Origin of the sequence: Sphingobium chungbukense (genome assembly GCF_001005725.1) — a bacterium.
GTDB classification, from domain to species: Bacteria; Pseudomonadota; Alphaproteobacteria; order Sphingomonadales; family Sphingomonadaceae; genus Sphingobium; species Sphingobium chungbukense.
Genome location: NZ_LBIC01000004.1, coordinates 256,380 through 272,237, shown reverse-complemented (window position 1 = coordinate 272,237; position 15,858 = coordinate 256,380). Strand labels below are relative to the sequence as shown.

General features: G+C 65.5%; 13 protein-coding genes. 8 read left to right on the top strand and 5 right to left on the bottom strand.

Translation table 11 applies throughout. From position 1 onward, the window contains the following. Positions 1–26 precede the first annotated feature (26 nt). The 4 genes from YP76_RS10595 (at position 27) to YP76_RS10580 (ending at position 5,297) form a co-directional block, all read left to right on the top strand. Complete coding sequence (locus YP76_RS10595; RefSeq protein ID WP_046763563.1) at positions 27–2,564, top strand: penicillin-binding protein 1A; 2,538 nt, start codon at positions 27–29, stop codon at positions 2,562–2,564. Positions 2,565–3,014: 450 nt separating this feature from the next. Further along, positions 3,015–4,142 (top strand): peptide chain release factor 2, encoded by a 1,128-nt coding sequence (prfB, locus tag YP76_RS10590; protein ID WP_046763562.1) that lies wholly within the window; start codon positions 3,015–3,017, stop codon positions 4,140–4,142. Next, a complete protein-coding gene (locus tag YP76_RS10585) occupies positions 4,142–4,876 on the top strand; it encodes a class I SAM-dependent methyltransferase (protein WP_046763561.1) in 735 nt (244 codons plus the stop codon). Before prfB ends, YP76_RS10585 begins: the two co-directional genes overlap by 1 nt. Positions 4,877–4,997: 121 nt before the next feature. After that, positions 4,998–5,297 (top strand): PilZ domain-containing protein, encoded by a 300-nt coding sequence (locus YP76_RS10580; protein ID WP_046763560.1) that lies wholly within the window; start codon positions 4,998–5,000, stop codon positions 5,295–5,297. A gap of 9 nt (positions 5,298–5,306) precedes the next feature. Here the strand turns inward: YP76_RS10580 and YP76_RS28235 are convergent, their stop codons facing one another. The 3 genes from YP76_RS28235 to YP76_RS10570 are packed head-to-tail and all read right to left on the bottom strand — an operon-like array spanning position 5,307 to position 7,435. Continuing rightward, the gene (locus YP76_RS28235) at positions 5,307–5,462 is read right to left on the bottom strand and encodes a hypothetical protein (protein ID WP_197707394.1); all 156 of its coding nucleotides are present in this window, start codon (positions 5,460–5,462) and stop codon (positions 5,307–5,309) included. Positions 5,463–5,496: 34 nt separating this feature from the next. Next, a complete protein-coding gene (locus YP76_RS10575; RefSeq protein WP_046763559.1) occupies positions 5,497–6,207 on the bottom strand; it encodes a hypothetical protein in 711 nt (236 codons plus the stop codon). A 4-nt stretch (positions 6,208–6,211) separates the two neighbouring features. Further along, complete coding sequence (locus tag YP76_RS10570; protein ID WP_046763558.1) at positions 6,212–7,435, bottom strand: toxic anion resistance protein; 1,224 nt, start codon at positions 7,433–7,435, stop codon at positions 6,212–6,214. Positions 7,436–7,655: 220 nt separating this feature from the next. On the opposite strand from YP76_RS10570, the gene typA reads away from it, so the two are divergent. The 3 genes from typA (at position 7,656) to YP76_RS10555 (ending at position 12,074) form a co-directional block, all read left to right on the top strand. Further along, entirely contained in the window at positions 7,656–9,476 is a 1,821-nt protein-coding gene (gene typA, locus YP76_RS10565) for a translational GTPase TypA (protein ID WP_046763557.1), read from the top strand. Between the two features lie 164 nt (positions 9,477–9,640). Then, positions 9,641–10,963 carry a NupC/NupG family nucleoside CNT transporter gene (locus tag YP76_RS10560; RefSeq protein WP_046763556.1) on the top strand — a complete coding sequence of 441 codons (1,323 nt, stop codon included), beginning with the start codon at positions 9,641–9,643 and terminating at the stop codon, positions 10,961–10,963. 61 nt (positions 10,964–11,024) lie between these two features. Beyond that, entirely contained in the window at positions 11,025–12,074 is a 1,050-nt protein-coding gene (locus YP76_RS10555; RefSeq protein WP_046763555.1) for a DUF1176 domain-containing protein, read from the top strand. Between the two features lie 13 nt (positions 12,075–12,087). Here YP76_RS10555 and egtD read toward each other — a convergent pair whose 3' ends face one another. Continuing rightward, the gene (gene egtD, locus YP76_RS10550; protein WP_046763554.1) at positions 12,088–13,047 is read right to left on the bottom strand and encodes an L-histidine N(alpha)-methyltransferase; all 960 of its coding nucleotides are present in this window, start codon (positions 13,045–13,047) and stop codon (positions 12,088–12,090) included. Positions 13,048–13,051: 4 nt separating this feature from the next. Further along, positions 13,052–14,320, bottom strand: coding sequence for an ergothioneine biosynthesis protein EgtB (gene egtB / locus YP76_RS10545; protein WP_046763553.1), 1,269 nt, complete (start codon positions 14,318–14,320; stop codon positions 13,052–13,054). A gap of 207 nt (positions 14,321–14,527) precedes the next feature. Between egtB and YP76_RS10540 the strand changes: the two genes are divergently transcribed. After that, positions 14,528–15,805 carry an amino acid permease gene (locus tag YP76_RS10540; protein WP_046763552.1) on the top strand — a complete coding sequence of 426 codons (1,278 nt, stop codon included), beginning with the start codon at positions 14,528–14,530 and terminating at the stop codon, positions 15,803–15,805. Positions 15,806–15,858 lie beyond the last annotated feature (53 nt).

Sequence of the window (15,858 nt, the reverse complement as noted above, 5' to 3'; positions counted from 1 at the left end):
TTTTTGACCCTACAGCCTCGACCATCATGGAAGAGGCTCGCCCAGAAAACGCCGCATCGTCCTTCAGCCAGCGCCTGCGCCGCGGCGCGAGCGACTTTCGGCAGCGTCTCCAGCCCCATTGGGACAAGCGCTGGTTCCGCTGGATCGCGGTCGGCTTGGGCGGGCTGCTGCTGGCCTATGCCGCCTTCTGGCTGCTCTTCGCGCGCGGCCTGCCCGATGCCGCGACGCTGCTGGAATATGAGCCGCCGCTGCCGACCATCGTGCGCGACACCGACGGCCAGCCGGTCCACAGCTATGCCCGCGAACGCCGGGTGCAGCTCCAGTATAGCGACTATCCGCCGCTCCTGATCCGCGCCTATCTGTCGGCGGAGGACAAGACCTTCTTCGAACATCATGGCGTCGACATTCCCGGCTTCTTCGGCGCGGTGTTCGACTATGCGACCAAGATCGGTTCGGGCCAGCGCGCGCGAGGCGGCTCCACCATCACGCAGCAGGTGGCGAAGAACCTCCTCATCGGCGACGAATATTCGCCGACCCGAAAGGTGAAGGAAATGATCCTCGCCTATCGCATGGAGGGGGTGCTGACCAAGCAGCAGATCCTCGAACTCTATCTCAACCAGATATTCCTGGGCCGCAACGCCTATGGCGTTCAGGCAGCGGCGCGGGCCTATTTCGACAAGGATGTGGGCGACCTCAAGCTCCACGAAATGGCCTATCTGGCGATCCTGCCCAAGGGGCCGGCCAATTACCGGCCTGAAAGCCCGACCGGCCATGAACGCGCTCTGGAACGCCGCAACTGGGCACTGGGGGAAATGGCCAAGAATGGCTGGATCACGAAAGCCCAACGCGATGAGGCGCAGGCCCAGCCGCTCGGCACGGTGGCGGCCCATGGCTCCAGCTTCGACGCCCGTGCCGGCGGCTATTATATGGAGGAGGTGCGCCGCCGCCTGATCCAGCTCTTCGGCGAAAAGGCGGAAGATGGCCCCAACAGCGTCTATGCCGGCGGCCTCTGGGTGCGCAGCCCCTATGATCCGAAGATGCAGGATCTGACGACGACGGCGCTGCGCAACGGCCTGCTCCGCTTCGACGCGGGCAAGGGATGGTCCGGTCCGGTCGGCAAGGTCGACATGGCGCGCGGCTGGCAGCGCGAACTGGCGGCCAGCTATATCGACGTCGACTATGCCGGATGGCGCGTGGCCGTGATCGTCAACCGCGATTCCTCCGCGGCGCAGATCGGCTTTTCCGATGGATCGACCGGCACGCTGCCCGCCGACGCGGCGCAACTGCCCTATCGCAAGAGCGGCGGTCCGGCCTTCGCCGCGATGAAGCCCGGCGACCTGATCGTGGTGGCGCGCAATGGTTCGTCATGGGCGCTGCGCAACGTGCCCGAAGTCTCCGGCGGCATGGTGGTCGAGGAAACCCATTCGGGCCGCGTCCGCGCCATGCAGGGCGGCTTCGACAATCGCCTGTCCTCCTACAACCGCGCGACGCAGGCGATGCGCCAGCCGGGGTCGACCATCAAGCCCTTCGTCTATGCCGCCGCGCTGGACAACGGCATGACCCCGGCCTCGATCATCGTCGACGGCCCCTTGTGCGTCTATCAGGGCGCGGGCCTGGGCCAGAAATGCTTCCGCAACTTCACCGGCGGCAGCGCCGGGCCGCAGACCATGCGCTGGGGCGTCGAGCAGTCGCGCAACCTGATGACGGTGCGCGCCGCCAGCCAGACCGGCATGGACCGCGTCGTCCGCACGATCAAGGCGATGGGGATCGGGGATTACCAGCCCTATCTCTCCTTTGCCTTGGGAGCAGGCGAAACCACGGTCGAGCGGATGGTGAACGCCTATGCGATGCTCGCCAACCAGGGACGGCAGCTCAGCCCCAAGCTGATGGACTATGTGCAGGACCGGCGCGGCAAGGTGATCTGGCCGCTGCGCTGGCGCGCGTGCGACGGCTGCAACATGGCCAATTGGGACGGCAAGCCGATGCCCCGCTTCGGCTTTGAGGGGCGGCAGGTGATGAACCCGATGACCGCCTATCAGGTCGTGCATATTGCCGAGGGCGTCATACAGCGCGGCACCGCCACGGTCCTGGCAGACCTCAAGCGCCCGCTGTTCGGCAAGACCGGCACCACCAACGGCCCGACCAACGTCTGGTTCGTCGGCGGATCGCCGGACATCGTGGCGGGCGTCTATATCGGCTATGACCAGCCGAGGAGCCTGGGCGGCTGGGCGCAGGGCGGCCGCGTCGCCGCGCCGATCTGGAAGGCGGCGATGACCCCGGTGCTCGAAACCATGCCCAAGACGCCCTTCGTCGCGCCCGCGGGCATCCGCATGGTCACGATCGACCGCCGCTCGGGCAAGCGCGTCTACGGCGTCTGGCCGACCGACGAGCCCAAGCCCGCCGTGATCTGGGAAGCGTTCAAGCCCGAATCCGAACCCCGCCGCTCGATCCGTAAGGAAGAGGTGGCCGCGCAAGACAAGGCCGCCGCCCGCATCGAGGCGACGGTCCAGCGCCACCAGCGCACCGACAGCGACTTCCTGCAGGATCAGGGCGGGATTTATTGAACGCGGGTTAGGGCGGAGTGCTGCCTTCAGCTTTCCTTGAAGCACACGTGCTCCTGCCTCCGCAGGAGCACGTGTGCTGACTGGTGGCAACCGGCCATTCCCCGACCCTGACTCGGAAGAATAGGTAACCCAACCGCAACAGCGTTCCTCAAAAAACATCCTATTTTTCCAACAGCCGCCCATTCAGCCTGTCCTATTCCGCACCCACCGCTCTATCCCGCATCCCTCTTTGAAACGTCCGATAAAAACCCCGCCTCCGCCTACGCGCGGGCAGGCACGCGCGCGCATACAGTGTGAACTTCGCCATAAAATGGCCCATTCCAGCCAATCCTTCCGCGCACGCCGACAAGGATTGAATCTTCCCAAATCCACCGCCCTCGGATAGGGGCAGGGGCTTGATGCGTTTGCCTGTCCTGACGGCCAAGCGCCCCGACATTCTGGAGACCTCCCATGCGCGCCGAAGCGCAGCAATATATCGACCGCATCGACGCCGCGCTGGATCTGCTGCGCCGCTTCCTCGACTGGGACCGCGCCCTTCGCCGCCTCGACGAACTGAACGCCCGCGTCGAGGATCCGACGCTTTGGGACAATCAGAAACAGGCGCAGGAAGTGATGCGCGAACGCACACGGCTCGACGCCGCCATCGGCGCCACCCGCGCGATCGAGAGCGAGAAGACCGATACCGCCGAACTCATCGAAATGGCCGATGCGGAGGGTGACGAGGACATGGTCAACGAAGCCATCGCCTCGCTGAAGGCGCTGGCCGACCGCGCGGACGAGGACAAGATCAAGGCGCTGCTGGCCGGGGAGGCGGACGCCAGCGACACCTATCTGGAAATCCATGCGGGCGCGGGCGGGACGGAAAGCCAGGACTGGGCGGAAATGCTCAGCCGCATGTACCGCCGTTGGGCCGAACGGCGCGGTTACAAGGTCGAGCTGGTGGATTATCAGGCAGGCGACCAGGCGGGTATCAAGTCCGCCACCTTCCTGTTCAAGGGCGAGAATGCCTATGGCTATGCCAAGACCGAAAGCGGCGTGCACCGCCTGGTCCGCATCAGCCCCTATGACAGCTCGGCGCGCCGCCACACCAGCTTCTCCTCGGTGTGGGTCTATCCGGTGATCGACGATAATATCGAGATCGAGGTCAATGAAAGCGACCTCAAGATCGACACCTATCGCGCCTCGGGTGCCGGCGGGCAGCACGTCAACACGACGGATTCGGCGGTCCGCATCACGCACGTTCCTTCCGGCATCATCGTCGCCAGCCAGAACGACCGGTCGCAGCACAAGAACCGCGCCACGGCCATGAACATGCTGAAGGCGCGCCTCTACGAAGCCGAACTGCGCCGCCGGGAGGAAGCCGCTTCGACCGACTATCAGGCGAAGACCGAGATCGGCTGGGGCCATCAGATCCGCTCCTATGTCCTCCAGCCCTATCAGTTGGTGAAGGATTTGCGCACTGGCGTCACCTCCACCTCGCCCGACGATGTGCTGGACGGCGCGCTCGATCCTTTCATGGCGGCCGCGCTCAGCCAGAAGGTGACGGGCGAGAAGGTCGATGTGGAGGATGTCGACTGATGAAGGCTCCGGCGCTGCCGGCCGGAATCCTGCCAGCATGCTTGGTTTTGCTGGCGGGCTGCGGCCCGTTCTCGTCGGACAAGAATAGCGAGCGCCCGGCCGCCGCCCGCGCCTTTCCGCGCGCTGACCGCCCGGTGGCGCCGATCGTCTCGACCCGCTGGTCCAGCGAGGAAGCGCGCGACCGGGTGAACGAAGCCGAGGACATCATGGATCGCGCCGGTATCCGCTCCGGCATGACGGTGGCGGACATCGGCGCGGGCGAGGGCTATTACACCGTGCGTCTCGCCAAAAGGGTCGGCGACAGGGGCCGTGTGCTGGCCGAGGACATCATGCCCGAGGTGATAGAGGCGCTCAGCCGCCGCATCACGCGGGAGGACTGGCGCAATGTCAGCGTCAAGCTGGGCGCGCCGGAGGACCCGAAGCTGCCGGAGAACAGCTTCGACCGTATCCTCATGGTCCATATGTATCATGAAATTGCCGAGCCCTACGCCTTCCTCTGGAATCTCAGCCCCGCGCTCAAGCCCGGCGGCGAGCTGATCGTGGTCGACGCCAACCGGCCGACCGACCAGCATGGTACGCCGCCCCGCCTGCTCGCCTGCGAACTGGCGGCCATGGGTTTCCGGCTGGAGGAACTGGTGCCCAAGCCGACGGCAGGCGGCTATTTCGCCCGGTTCAAGCGGGCTGCCGCGCGCCCCGATCCGGCCGCGATCGTGCCGTGCGCCCTGCGCTCCTGACCGGCCACTGCATTCGGCGCTTTCCCTGATGTGGATTATGGTTAATGGCCAGCCAGCCGTGATTCGGCGGACGCCTTAGCTCTCTTCGTGAAGAACAGGGCCTTCGGGAGAGGGACAGGAAATGGTTGAATCGACGGCCGCTGCCGGACAGCGGCGGCACGATCCGCGTCACAAGATGTTCGAGCCGGTGGCGCTGCACTTCGGCGGCATGGCGGCGCGGGCGCATTTCCTGGACCTGTCCTGCTCCGGAGCGCTCGCCCATTGCGAGACGCCGCCGGCGGCCGGCACCTTCCTGACCGTCGAGGGCCAGGGACAGGAAGCCAGCGGCCGGGTGATATGGGCCAATGGCAAGCGCTTCGGCATCCAGTTCAGCCAGCCGCTGACCCAGTCGGCGATGACCGCCTGGATCGAGGGCTACTGACCGGCCGCCTCATTCCCTTTGCCGCCATTTGCGGAACATCGCCGCACCTGTCAGCCCGCCGGCCACCAGAGCCGCAATCGCCCCTCCTGCCGTGGCGAGCGCCCATGCTCCGGCCGCCAGCAGGCCGGTCAGGAAGTCGACGATGATCAGCGTCAGATGGATCATGACGACAATAGAACGGTCCTGAAGGAAAAGGGTTCTACTGACCCAGTTCCTTCGCCTCCTGATATTTCAGTTCCAGGAAACGGTTCTGCACCGCCAGCTTGTCGAGATCGCCGCTCGCCAGTGTCTCGCTCATCCGGGCGATTTCCGCGTCGATGACGCTCAGCCCCTCGATCAACTGCTTTTCCGGCACACGGCCATTGCGTTCCTCGCGCCGCAGCGGTTCGGGGATGGATTGATAGCCGGTGACGAGTTCGGGCAGATGATCGGAGAGCAATTTCCGGATTTCCTGCGCCGCCGGTTCCTGTTCCCCCAGCCGTTCGAGTTGCGGCGCCAGCGTCTCCAGCTTGACGCCGATGCTGTCGACCAGCGTGACCGCGGGGGCGGGCAGGGCCTTGCGCTGGTTTTCCAGCCAGATTTCGGCCTGGAGCGGCAAGGCGGTGAGCGCGGTATCCGCCAGCGCCTCGGTGCGGACGCGCCGCTCGCCGGGCATCGCCCCGATCAGCAGCACCGCCGCCAGCATGACGCCCAGCGCGATCATCACCCCGGTCGTGCCGATCGGCGCGATGAAGCCGGCGAGGGTGCTCGCCACCAGCACGGCCATGATGGCCCAGAAGGCATATTTGACCTTGCGCATCAGCGCCGCGTTGCGCCGTTGCCGGGCACGCGCCGACAGGCTCTGTCCGCGCTCGCTATGGCGGCGCAGCACCGCTTCGGCATCGGCCAGCACGCGGTCGGAACGGCTCATCGCATCAGGCCTCGATCGCACTCAGCAGCGGATTGTCGGCACGGGCCTGTTGCGCGGCCTGCGCTTGTCCCTCGGCCCGTGCGATATAGCCCTTCGACTTCTCGACCTCGTTCGACAGCGTGTTCACCGTCGTCTTCATATTCTCCAGCGCTTTCATCTTGAACGTGTCGATATTGTCCATCGTGTCGTAGATATTCTGGAAGGCGCGTTGCAGCGTCTCGATGGGAATGGTGCTGGACGCAGCCTGCTCGTGGATCTGCGCGGTCTGGGTCTTCAACATCTCGCCGGTCGAATCGATCATGTTCGCGGTCGTCGTGTTGAGCGCGGTGATCTGTTCGAGGACGAGCTTCTGCCCCACCAGCGCCTGTGCCACGGTCACGGCGGTGCGCAGCGCGGCGACAGTGGTGGTGCTGGCGCGGTCCACGCCCTTCACCAGTTCGACATTGTTCTTCTTGACGAGGTCGAGCGCCAGATAGCCCTGCACCGTCACCGCCATCTGCGTCAGCAGGTCCTGCGTGCGCTGGCGGATGTAGAAAAGCGCGCTTTCGCGGATCGCCTTGGCCTTGGCCGGATCGGTCGAATCCAGTTCCAGCGCCTTGCCCTCCAACCGGGCGTCGAGCGTCTTGGAAATATGGATCATCTGCTCCAGACGGCCCATCGTCTGCCACATATTCTGCCGCTCGACATCGATGGCGGCATTGTCCTTGATCAGCACGTCCTTGCCGCTGGCCAGCGATCCCAGGATCGAATTGATGTGGCTCTGCGCGCTTTTGTAGCTGTCGAAATAATCGCGCATCCGGTTGCCGAAGGGGATGAGCCCGAACAGCTTCTTGGGCGCGGTCAGGCTGCCGCGCTTGCCGGGGTCCAGATCCTCGATGGTCCGGCGCAGTTCGGCAAGGTCGACGCCGACCTTGTTGTCGCTGTCCATCGCGCGCACCGGCCGGTCGAGGAAGCGGTTCGAATGCCCGGCGGCCTCCGCGATTTCCTTGCGCCCCATATTGGTGAGCTGGTCGACCCGTTGGCCGAATTCCGGCGAATTGGCGTCCTGCGCGACGAGATCGTCGACGAAGGCATCGACCTTCTCGTCGAGTTTCGACTTCTTCTCGTCCTCCAGGGGAACCAGTCCCGCCGCTTTTTCGGGCGCGACCGGCGGCACCGGATCGGGCGGGGTCAGGTTCAGCGTATCGCCTGATGTCGTAGCGGTGGCGGTCGGCGCGGTCGAAGCCATGTCATCTCCCAGGGGCCATCAAGGGTTCGCACTGTTATATGTATATAGAACAGTTCGGCTGCAAGCCTGCGTCGCACGCTAAAGGCCTGCCCCGGCCATTGCAATCGTGCCGCCCGCCCGCAACGCTTGCCGCAACGCGTCATTTCCTGTAGGGGCGCGCGCAAACATCCTGGACAGGCGCGGTGCCCGCCGGGAAAACCCATATCCCGAAGGCAGCTTCATGTCCCTGCGTAATATCGCGATCATCGCGCACGTCGACCATGGCAAGACCACGCTCGTCGATCAGCTTTTCCGCCAGTCCGGCACCTTCCGCGACAATCAGCGCGTCGAGGAACGCGCGATGGACTCGAACGACCTCGAAAAGGAACGCGGCATCACCATCCTGGCGAAGCCCACCTCGGTCGAATGGAACGGCACCCGCATCAACATCGTCGACACGCCCGGCCACGCCGACTTCGGCGGCGAGGTGGAGCGCATCCTCTCCATGGTAGACGGCGTCGTCCTGCTGGTCGATTCGTCGGAAGGCGCGATGCCGCAGACCAAGTTCGTCACCGGCAAGGCGCTGGCTCTGGGTCTCAAGCCCATCGTCGTCGTCAACAAGATCGACCGTCCCGACGAACGCATCCAGGAAGTGCTGGACGAGGTGTTCGACCTGTTTGTCACGCTCGACGCCAATGACGAGCAGCTCGACTTCCCTGTCCTCTACGCTTCGGGCCGCAATGGCTATGCCAATGAGGACGCCTCGCTGCGTTCAGGCACGCTGGAGCCGCTGTTCCAGAAGATTGTCGACCATGTGCCGCCGCCGGCGCTGGACGTCGATGCGCCGTTCAGCTTCCTGGTGACTCTGCTCGACCGCGACAATTTCCTTGGCCGTATCCTGACCGGCCGCGTCCAGTCCGGCACGCTGAAGGTCAACCAGCCGATCCATGCGATCGATGCCGATGGCAATGTGCTGGAAACCGGTCGCGCGTCCAAGATCCTCTCGTTCCGCGGCCTCGACCGCGTGCCGGTCGATGAAGCGCAGGCAGGCGACATCATCTCGCTGGCCGGTCTGACCGTCGCTACCGTGTCGAACACCATTGCCGACCCGGCCGTCACCACTGCGATCAAAGCGCAGCCGATCGATCCGCCGACCCTGTCGATGCGCTTTGCCGTGAACGATTCGCCGATGGCGGGCCGTGAAGGCAGCAAGGTGACGAGCCGCATGATCCGCGACCGCCTGATGCGCGAAGCCGAATCCAACGTGGCGATCAAGGTCACGGAATCGGATGACAAGGACAGCTTCGAAGTCGCCGGTCGCGGCGAACTCCAGTTGGGTGTGCTCATCGAAACCATGCGCCGTGAAGGCTTCGAACTGGGCATTTCGCGCCCCCGCGTGCTGTTCGGTGAGGATGAGACCGGTGCTAAGACCGAGCCTTATGAAACCGTCGTCATCGACGTGGACGATGAGTTTTCCGGTACGGTTGTCGACAAGATGAACATCCGCAAGGCCGAGATGACCGACATGCGTCCCTCGGGCGGCGGCAAGACCCGTATCACCTTCTCCGCGCCGTCGCGTGGCCTGATCGGCTATCATGGCGAATTCCTGTCCGACACGCGCGGCACCGGCATCATGAACCGGCTGTTCGAGAAGTACGGCCCGCACAAGGGCAAGATCGAAGGCCGCAAGAATGGCGTGCTGATCTCCAATGGCGCGGGCGAAGCGGTGGCTTATGCTCTCGGTCCTCTCGAAGAGCGTGGCATCCTGATGGTCGGCGTGGGCGAGGCGCTCTACGAAGGCATGATCATCGGTGAGAATGCCAAGCCCGAAGACCTTGAAGTCAACCCGATGAAGTCGAAGGCGCTGACCAACTTCCGCGCCAGCGGCAAGGATGACAGCATCCGCCTGACGCCGCCGCGCAAGCTGACGCTGGAACAGGCGATCGCCTATATCGACGATGATGAAATGGTCGAGGTGACGCCGAAGAACATCCGCCTGCGCAAGCGCTATCTCGACCCGAACGAGCGCAAGCGCATGTCGCGGGCCAAGGCTGCCGCCTGAAGCGTCCGCCATCGGTGGGAAGATCATGCCGCTCCGGCAACGGGGCGGCATTTTTCATGGCATGCCGTCCCGATGTGACGCCTTTGTAACATCGTAAAGCTACTGGCCTCGCCACCGCGTGCTCATTATGGTCGCGCCATTCGTTCTTCCCGCGAAAGCTTTTCATGCACCTTCTCATTGGCCTAGCCGGTATCGCGCTGATCCTTGCCATCGCCGTCGCCCTGTCCTCCAACCGCCGCGCCATCCGGCCGCGGGTCGTGGGCGCGGCGTTCCTGTTGCAGGCGGGCATCGCCCTGCTGGTGCTCTATGTGCCCGCCGGCCGCGCGGTGATCGCGGGCATGTCGCACGGCGTTTCGAACCTGCTCGGCTATGCGCAGGCCGGGACGGACTTCATCTTCGGTCCGCTCGCGAAACCGGAAATCGGCGGCGCCAGCTTTGCCATCGCCGCGCTGCCGGTCATCATCTTCTTCGCCAGCCTGGTGTCGATCCTCTATTATCTGGGCATCATGCAGCAGATCGTCCGCTGGGTCGGCGGCGCGATCGAGAAGGTGACGGGCGTATCCAAGGTCGAGAGTCTCTGCGCCGCCGCCAATATCTTCGTCGGCCAGAGCGAAAGCCCGCTCGTCATCCGCCCCTATCTGGCGGGCCTCACCCCGCCGCAGCTTTTCGCCGTGATGACCAGCGGCATGGCGGGCGTGGCGGGCACGATCCTGGCGGCCTATGCCTCCATGGGGATCAAGATCGACTATCTGCTTGCCGCCAGCTTCATGTCCGCGCCCGGCGGGCTGTTGATGGCGAAGATCATGATGCCCGACGAGCCGGAGCGCGAGCCCGAACTGCCGCTCGGCGATCATCCCGAAGTCGTCCTGCCCGAAAGCCGGATCGGCGACACCGGCCCCGCCGCGCTGCTGCCGGGGGGAACGCCCGGCGAACCGATGCCGCCCGCCACTCATGACGAGGAAAAGCCCGCCAACCTCATCATGGCCGCCGCCCAGGGCGCGCAGACCGGCGTGAAGCTGGCCGTCGCGGTCGGCGCCATGGTGCTGGCCTTCGTGGCGCTCGTCGCGCTGGCCAACGGCATATTGGGCGGCATCGGCGGCTGGTTCGGCTATCCCGGCCTCAGCTTCCAGCAACTGCTCGGCCATCTCTTCTCCCCGGTCATGGTTCTGCTCAACATTCCCTGGAACGAGGCGCAGATCGCGGGCGGCCTGTTCGGTACCAAGGTCGTGCTCAATGAATTCGTCGCCTACATCAATCTGGGCCAGGTGCAGGGCGCGCTGTCGCCCGCGACCATCGCGATCGTCACCTTCGCGCTGTGCGGTTTCGCCAATTTCAGCTCGATTGCGATCCAGATGGCGGTCACGGGCAATCTTGCGCCCAACCAGCGGCCGGTGATCGCGCGGCTGGGGCTCAAGGCGCTGGTGGCGGGCAGTCTCGCCAACCTCATGAGCGCGGCACTGGCGGGGCTGATGCTCAGCCTGCGCTGACCGTTGCGCGTCTATAACGAAAGTTCTACCCGTCGCCGACGAAACCAGCTATGGTTAACCCATGGGGGCGCAACGCATATTCGGGCTGACAGTCATGCTGTCGGCGGTCATGGCGCCGGCTTTCGCGCAAGCGCCGAAGCCGGGCACATTGGAAAGCTACAAGGACTGGACCATCGGTTGCGACAACCGCAACCGGTGCGAGGCGGTGTCCCTGCTGCCCGAGGGAGGCGACTGGCCCGACAGCCCCGTCATGCTGGGTATCAGCCGGGATGCGGACGCGGCCGCCGATCCTGAAATCCGGGTCAGCCGCGATGCCAAGGGGCGGGAGACGCTGGATTTCCTGATCGACGGCCGCAAGGTCGCCAGCGCGGTGAGCGTGGACGGGGAGGCCAGCCTGCAAGGGCCGCAGGCTTCGGCGCTGGCCATTGCCATGGCGCGGGGCGGCGGGATGGAAATCCGTTCGGGCGGCAAGCGCATCGATCAGCCGTCCTTGGCCGGTTCCGCCGCCGCGTTGCGCTATATGGACGCGAGGCAGGGGCGGGCGGGCACCATGGCGGCGCTCGTCGCGACCGGTCCGCTCGCCCGCAGCGCGGTGCGGCCTGCACCTGCAATCCCGTCCATCCGGCGCGCGATCATTCCCGCCGGCACGGCGCCGCCGGCCCTCTGGCGGGAGGAACTGACGGCCGTCGGCGCATTCACCGGCTGCGCCGACGAGATGAAGGATGCTGCCTCGCCGCCCGACCTGCATCGATTGTCGAAGACGGAGACGCTGATATTGGTGCCGTGCGGCGCGGGCGCCTATAATTTCACCTCCGTCCCCGTGATCGCCACCGGCATTCCCGGCCGCCGGGCCTTCCGCTTCGCCAGCTTCGACTATCCGCCGGGCTGGAGCGAGGACGCGAGCCATCCGATGCTCGTCAACGCGGGTTGGGCGCCGCAGACCTCCACCCTGCAAAGCTATGCCAAGGGCAGGGGGTTGGGCGATTGCGGCGGCAGCGAATCCTATGTCTGGGACGGCACGCGTTTCCGCCTGGTCGAGGCGAGCGCCATGGGCGAATGCCGGGGCGCCTGGCATTGGATCACCACCTGGTCGGCCAGGGTCGTCGAATAGCGGTTGTCCCCGCTCAGCCCGCTTTCGCCAGTATCAGCGAAAACAGGCCTTCACCGTCCGTCCATTCGTGCCGCGGCTCCCATCCGCCCGCGCGCAGCAGCAGTCTTTCGTCGCGCGCGCCATATTTATGGCTGCTCTCCGTATGGATCGTCTCCCCCGCCGCCATGCGGAAACATTGCCCGGCGACATGGAAATGCAACGGCCGCACCGCCACCAGATGCATTTCGATCCGTGCCTTGTCGTCGTTCCAGATCGCGCGATGGGCAAAGCCGTCGATCGGCATATCCCCCTCCAGCTCGCGATTGATGCGGGCGACCAGGTTGAGGTTGAACGCCGCCGTCACCCCCGCCGCATCGTCATAGGCCGCGATCAGCCGCTCGCGATCCTTGATGCGGTCCATACCGATCAGCAACAACGCATCGTCGCCCAGCAATCGCCGCATCGCCCGCAACAGATCCACGGCGGCCTCCGGCTCCATATTGCCGATGGTCGATCCGGGAAAGAAGCCCAGTCGGGGAAGGCCCTCGACGGCGGCCGGCAGCAGCAGGTCGCGGTTGAAATCGCCCACCACCGGCAACACGGGCAGGCCAGGAAAGGCGGACGCCAGTTCGGCACTGCTGGCGTGCAGGAACTCGCCGCTGATGTCGATCGGCACATAGGCGGCCGGGTCGATGGCGCGCAGCAGATGGGGCGTCTTGCGGGCACTGCCCGCGCCGAATTCGACCACGGCGCGTCCCGCTCCCACGGCAGCGGCAAAATCGGCCCCGTGCTTTTCCAGCAATCCGGTTTCCGCTCGTGTCGGATAATATTCCGGCAGGTCCGTGATCGCCTCGAACAGTTCCGATCCGCGCCGGTCGTAGAACCATATGGGCGGCGTCGCCTTGGGCGTGCGCGACAGCCCCTCCACTATGTCGCGGCGGAAGGCCGGATCGGGCGCGCGCAGGGACAGCGGGGCATACTGGGTCAGCAACATCGCCTTACAGATCCTTTGCCAGCCGCAGTCCGGTGAACTGCCAGCGTTGATGGGGGTAGAAGAAATTGCGGTAGCTCGCCCGGACATGGCCGCGCGGCGTGGCGCAACTGCCGCCCTTCAGCACGAACTGGCCGGACATGAACTTGCCATTATATTCGCCCACCGCGCCCTCGGCGGCACGGAAGCCGGGATGGGGGCGATAGGCGCTACCGGTCCATTCCCACACGTCGCCGAACATCTGCGTCAGCACCGATCCACCCTCCGCGGCGCGGGCGCGCGGACAGGCCGCGCCGTCGAGCTGGTTGCCGCTGGTCGGCGCGATATTGAGCGCCGCGCTTTCCCATTCCGCCTCGGTGGGCAACCGGAATCCCGCCCAGTGGGCATAGGCATCGGCTTCATAAAGGCTGATATGGGTCACCGGCGCCGCGCGATTGACCGGCTTGCGGCCGTCCAGGCCATAGCGCGTCCATCCCTGCTCGTTGCGTTTCCAGTAGAGCGGCGCCTCGATCCCCTCCGCCTGGACCCAGGCCCAGCCATCCGACAGCCAATGGGACGTGCGCGCGTAACCGCCATCCTCGATGAAGTCGATCCATTCGCCATTGGTTATCAGACGATGGGCCAGCGCGTGGGGATGCAACACCGCCTTGTGGCGGGGGCCCTCGCAATCGAAGGCGAAATCGCCTTTGCCATCGTCGCCGACCTCGACCAGTCCCTGCCGCCCCTCGATCCAGTGGAGCGGGCCCGGGATCGGCGCGGGCAGGGCATTGGGTGCGTCGAACAGCGCGGGTTCCAGCGGGTTCAGGGACAGCAGATGCTGGATGTCGGTCAGCATCAGTTCCTGATGCTGCTGTTCGTGGTTGAGGCCCAGCAGCACCAGCGCCTGCACTTCGGGCTTCAGCATCGGCAGGGCGGTGACCAGCGCCTTGTCGACATGCGCGCGATAGGCGCGAACGTCCTTCAGGCTCGGCCGGGTCAGCATCCCCCGCATCGGCCGGGCATGACGCGGTCCCTCCGCTTCATAATAGCTGTTGAAGAGGAAGGTGTAGCGGGCATCGAACGGCGTGTAGCCCGGCACATGATCGCGCAGTACGAAGGTCTCGAAAAACCAGCTCGCATGGGCAAGATGCCATTTGGCCGGCGACGCGTCGGCCATGGACTGCACCGTCGCATCGGCGTCGGAAAGCGGTGCCGCCAGCGCTTCGCTCAGCGCCCGGACCTCCCGGTAACGGGTGATGAGGTCGATCTGGCTTGGTGCGGTTCGGCTTTTGCCCATCCATGCCCCTCCGATACGGTTGATCCGCTCTCGCAAGGGAATCGCACGAAGGGTGGTTATGTTCCGACTCCGGCCGGGGAAGGGGGGCTTGTCATTTCCGGACGCCGGCTTTGCGATGCCTTGTTTCGAAAATCCCGCTCCCGCCTCCATTGCGCCGCGCGCTGCATAAGCCCATGAATGGCCGATGCGCGAACCCCAGGCTGAGTCATGAACATGCCTCCCTCCACCAGCCGCACCTTGGGTCTTGCCGCCTGCATCGCGCTGGTGATGGGCAATATGATCGGGTCGGGCGTGTTCCTGCTGCCTGCCTCGCTCGCGCCCTTTGGTTGGGACGCGGTGGCGGGCTGGGTCTTCACCATCGCGGGATCGCTGGTCCTGGCCTATGTCATCGCGCGGTTGACGGTCCTGATGCCCGATGCCGGCGGCACGGCGCAGTTCATCACCCGCGCCTATGGCCCGCTTGCCGGCTTCGCGATCGGCTGGATCTACTGGATTTCGGTGATCTTCACCAATGTCACCATCGCCGTCGCCGCTGCCGCCAATCTCAGCAGCATCCTGCCCGCGCTGAACCGCCCGGGCGTCGGAGCGCTGGTATCGATCGCCTTTCTATGGACCACGACCGGCGTCAACCTGATCGGCGCGCGGGCGGTGGGCCTGACCCAGCTCGCCACCACCGCGCTCAAGCTGATCCCGATCGTCGTGGTTCTCATCCTGCTCGCCCTCATGCTGGGCAGCGGCAAGGCGGAGGTCGCACCCTTCCCCGCGCACGGTTTCACCGGCGCCGGGATCACGGCCTCGGCCGCGCTGACCCTCTGGGCCTTGCTCGGCTTCGAATCCGCCAGTGTCGCCGCCGACAAGGTGCGCGATCCCGCCCGGACCATCCCCCGCGCCACGCTGATCGGCACGGCGGTCACGGGACTCATCTATCTGCTCGTCTGCTCGGGCATAGCGCTCACCTTACCGGCGGCGGAAAGCCAGTCCGGTTCTCCCTTCGCTGCCTTCGTCGCTCATTATTGGTCGCCTGGCCCCGCGCATCTGATCGCCGCCTTCGCCACCATCAGTTGCCTTGGCGCCCTCAACGGCTGGACTCTGTTGCAAGGCGAAGTGCCGCTCGCCATGGCGCGGGGCGGCGAACTGCCGCGCTGGCTGGCGGGAGCCAACGCACGCGGCACGCCGGTCCGCGCATTGCTGCTGTCCTGCGCGCTGGGGACGCTGATGCTGATCGCCAACAGCCTGCAAGGGCTGGTCGCGCTGTTCACGGCGATGGCGCTGCTGTCGACCTCGGCCACGCTCTGGCTCTATGTCGGATGCGCGCTGGCGGCGCTCAGGTTCCGGCTGGTGGTTCCGGTGGCGCTGATCGGGCTTGGCTATGCGCTCTGGACGCTCTGGGGCGCCGGGCTGGTGCCCAGTGGCGCCAGCTTCCTGCTGATGGCGGGGGGATTTCCCTTTTACGCCTGGGCGCAGCGGGAACGCGGGAACAGGTAAATTTGGCGCTTTGTGCGCCTTGGAGCGGTTTGCGATCTGATTGAATCAGATCG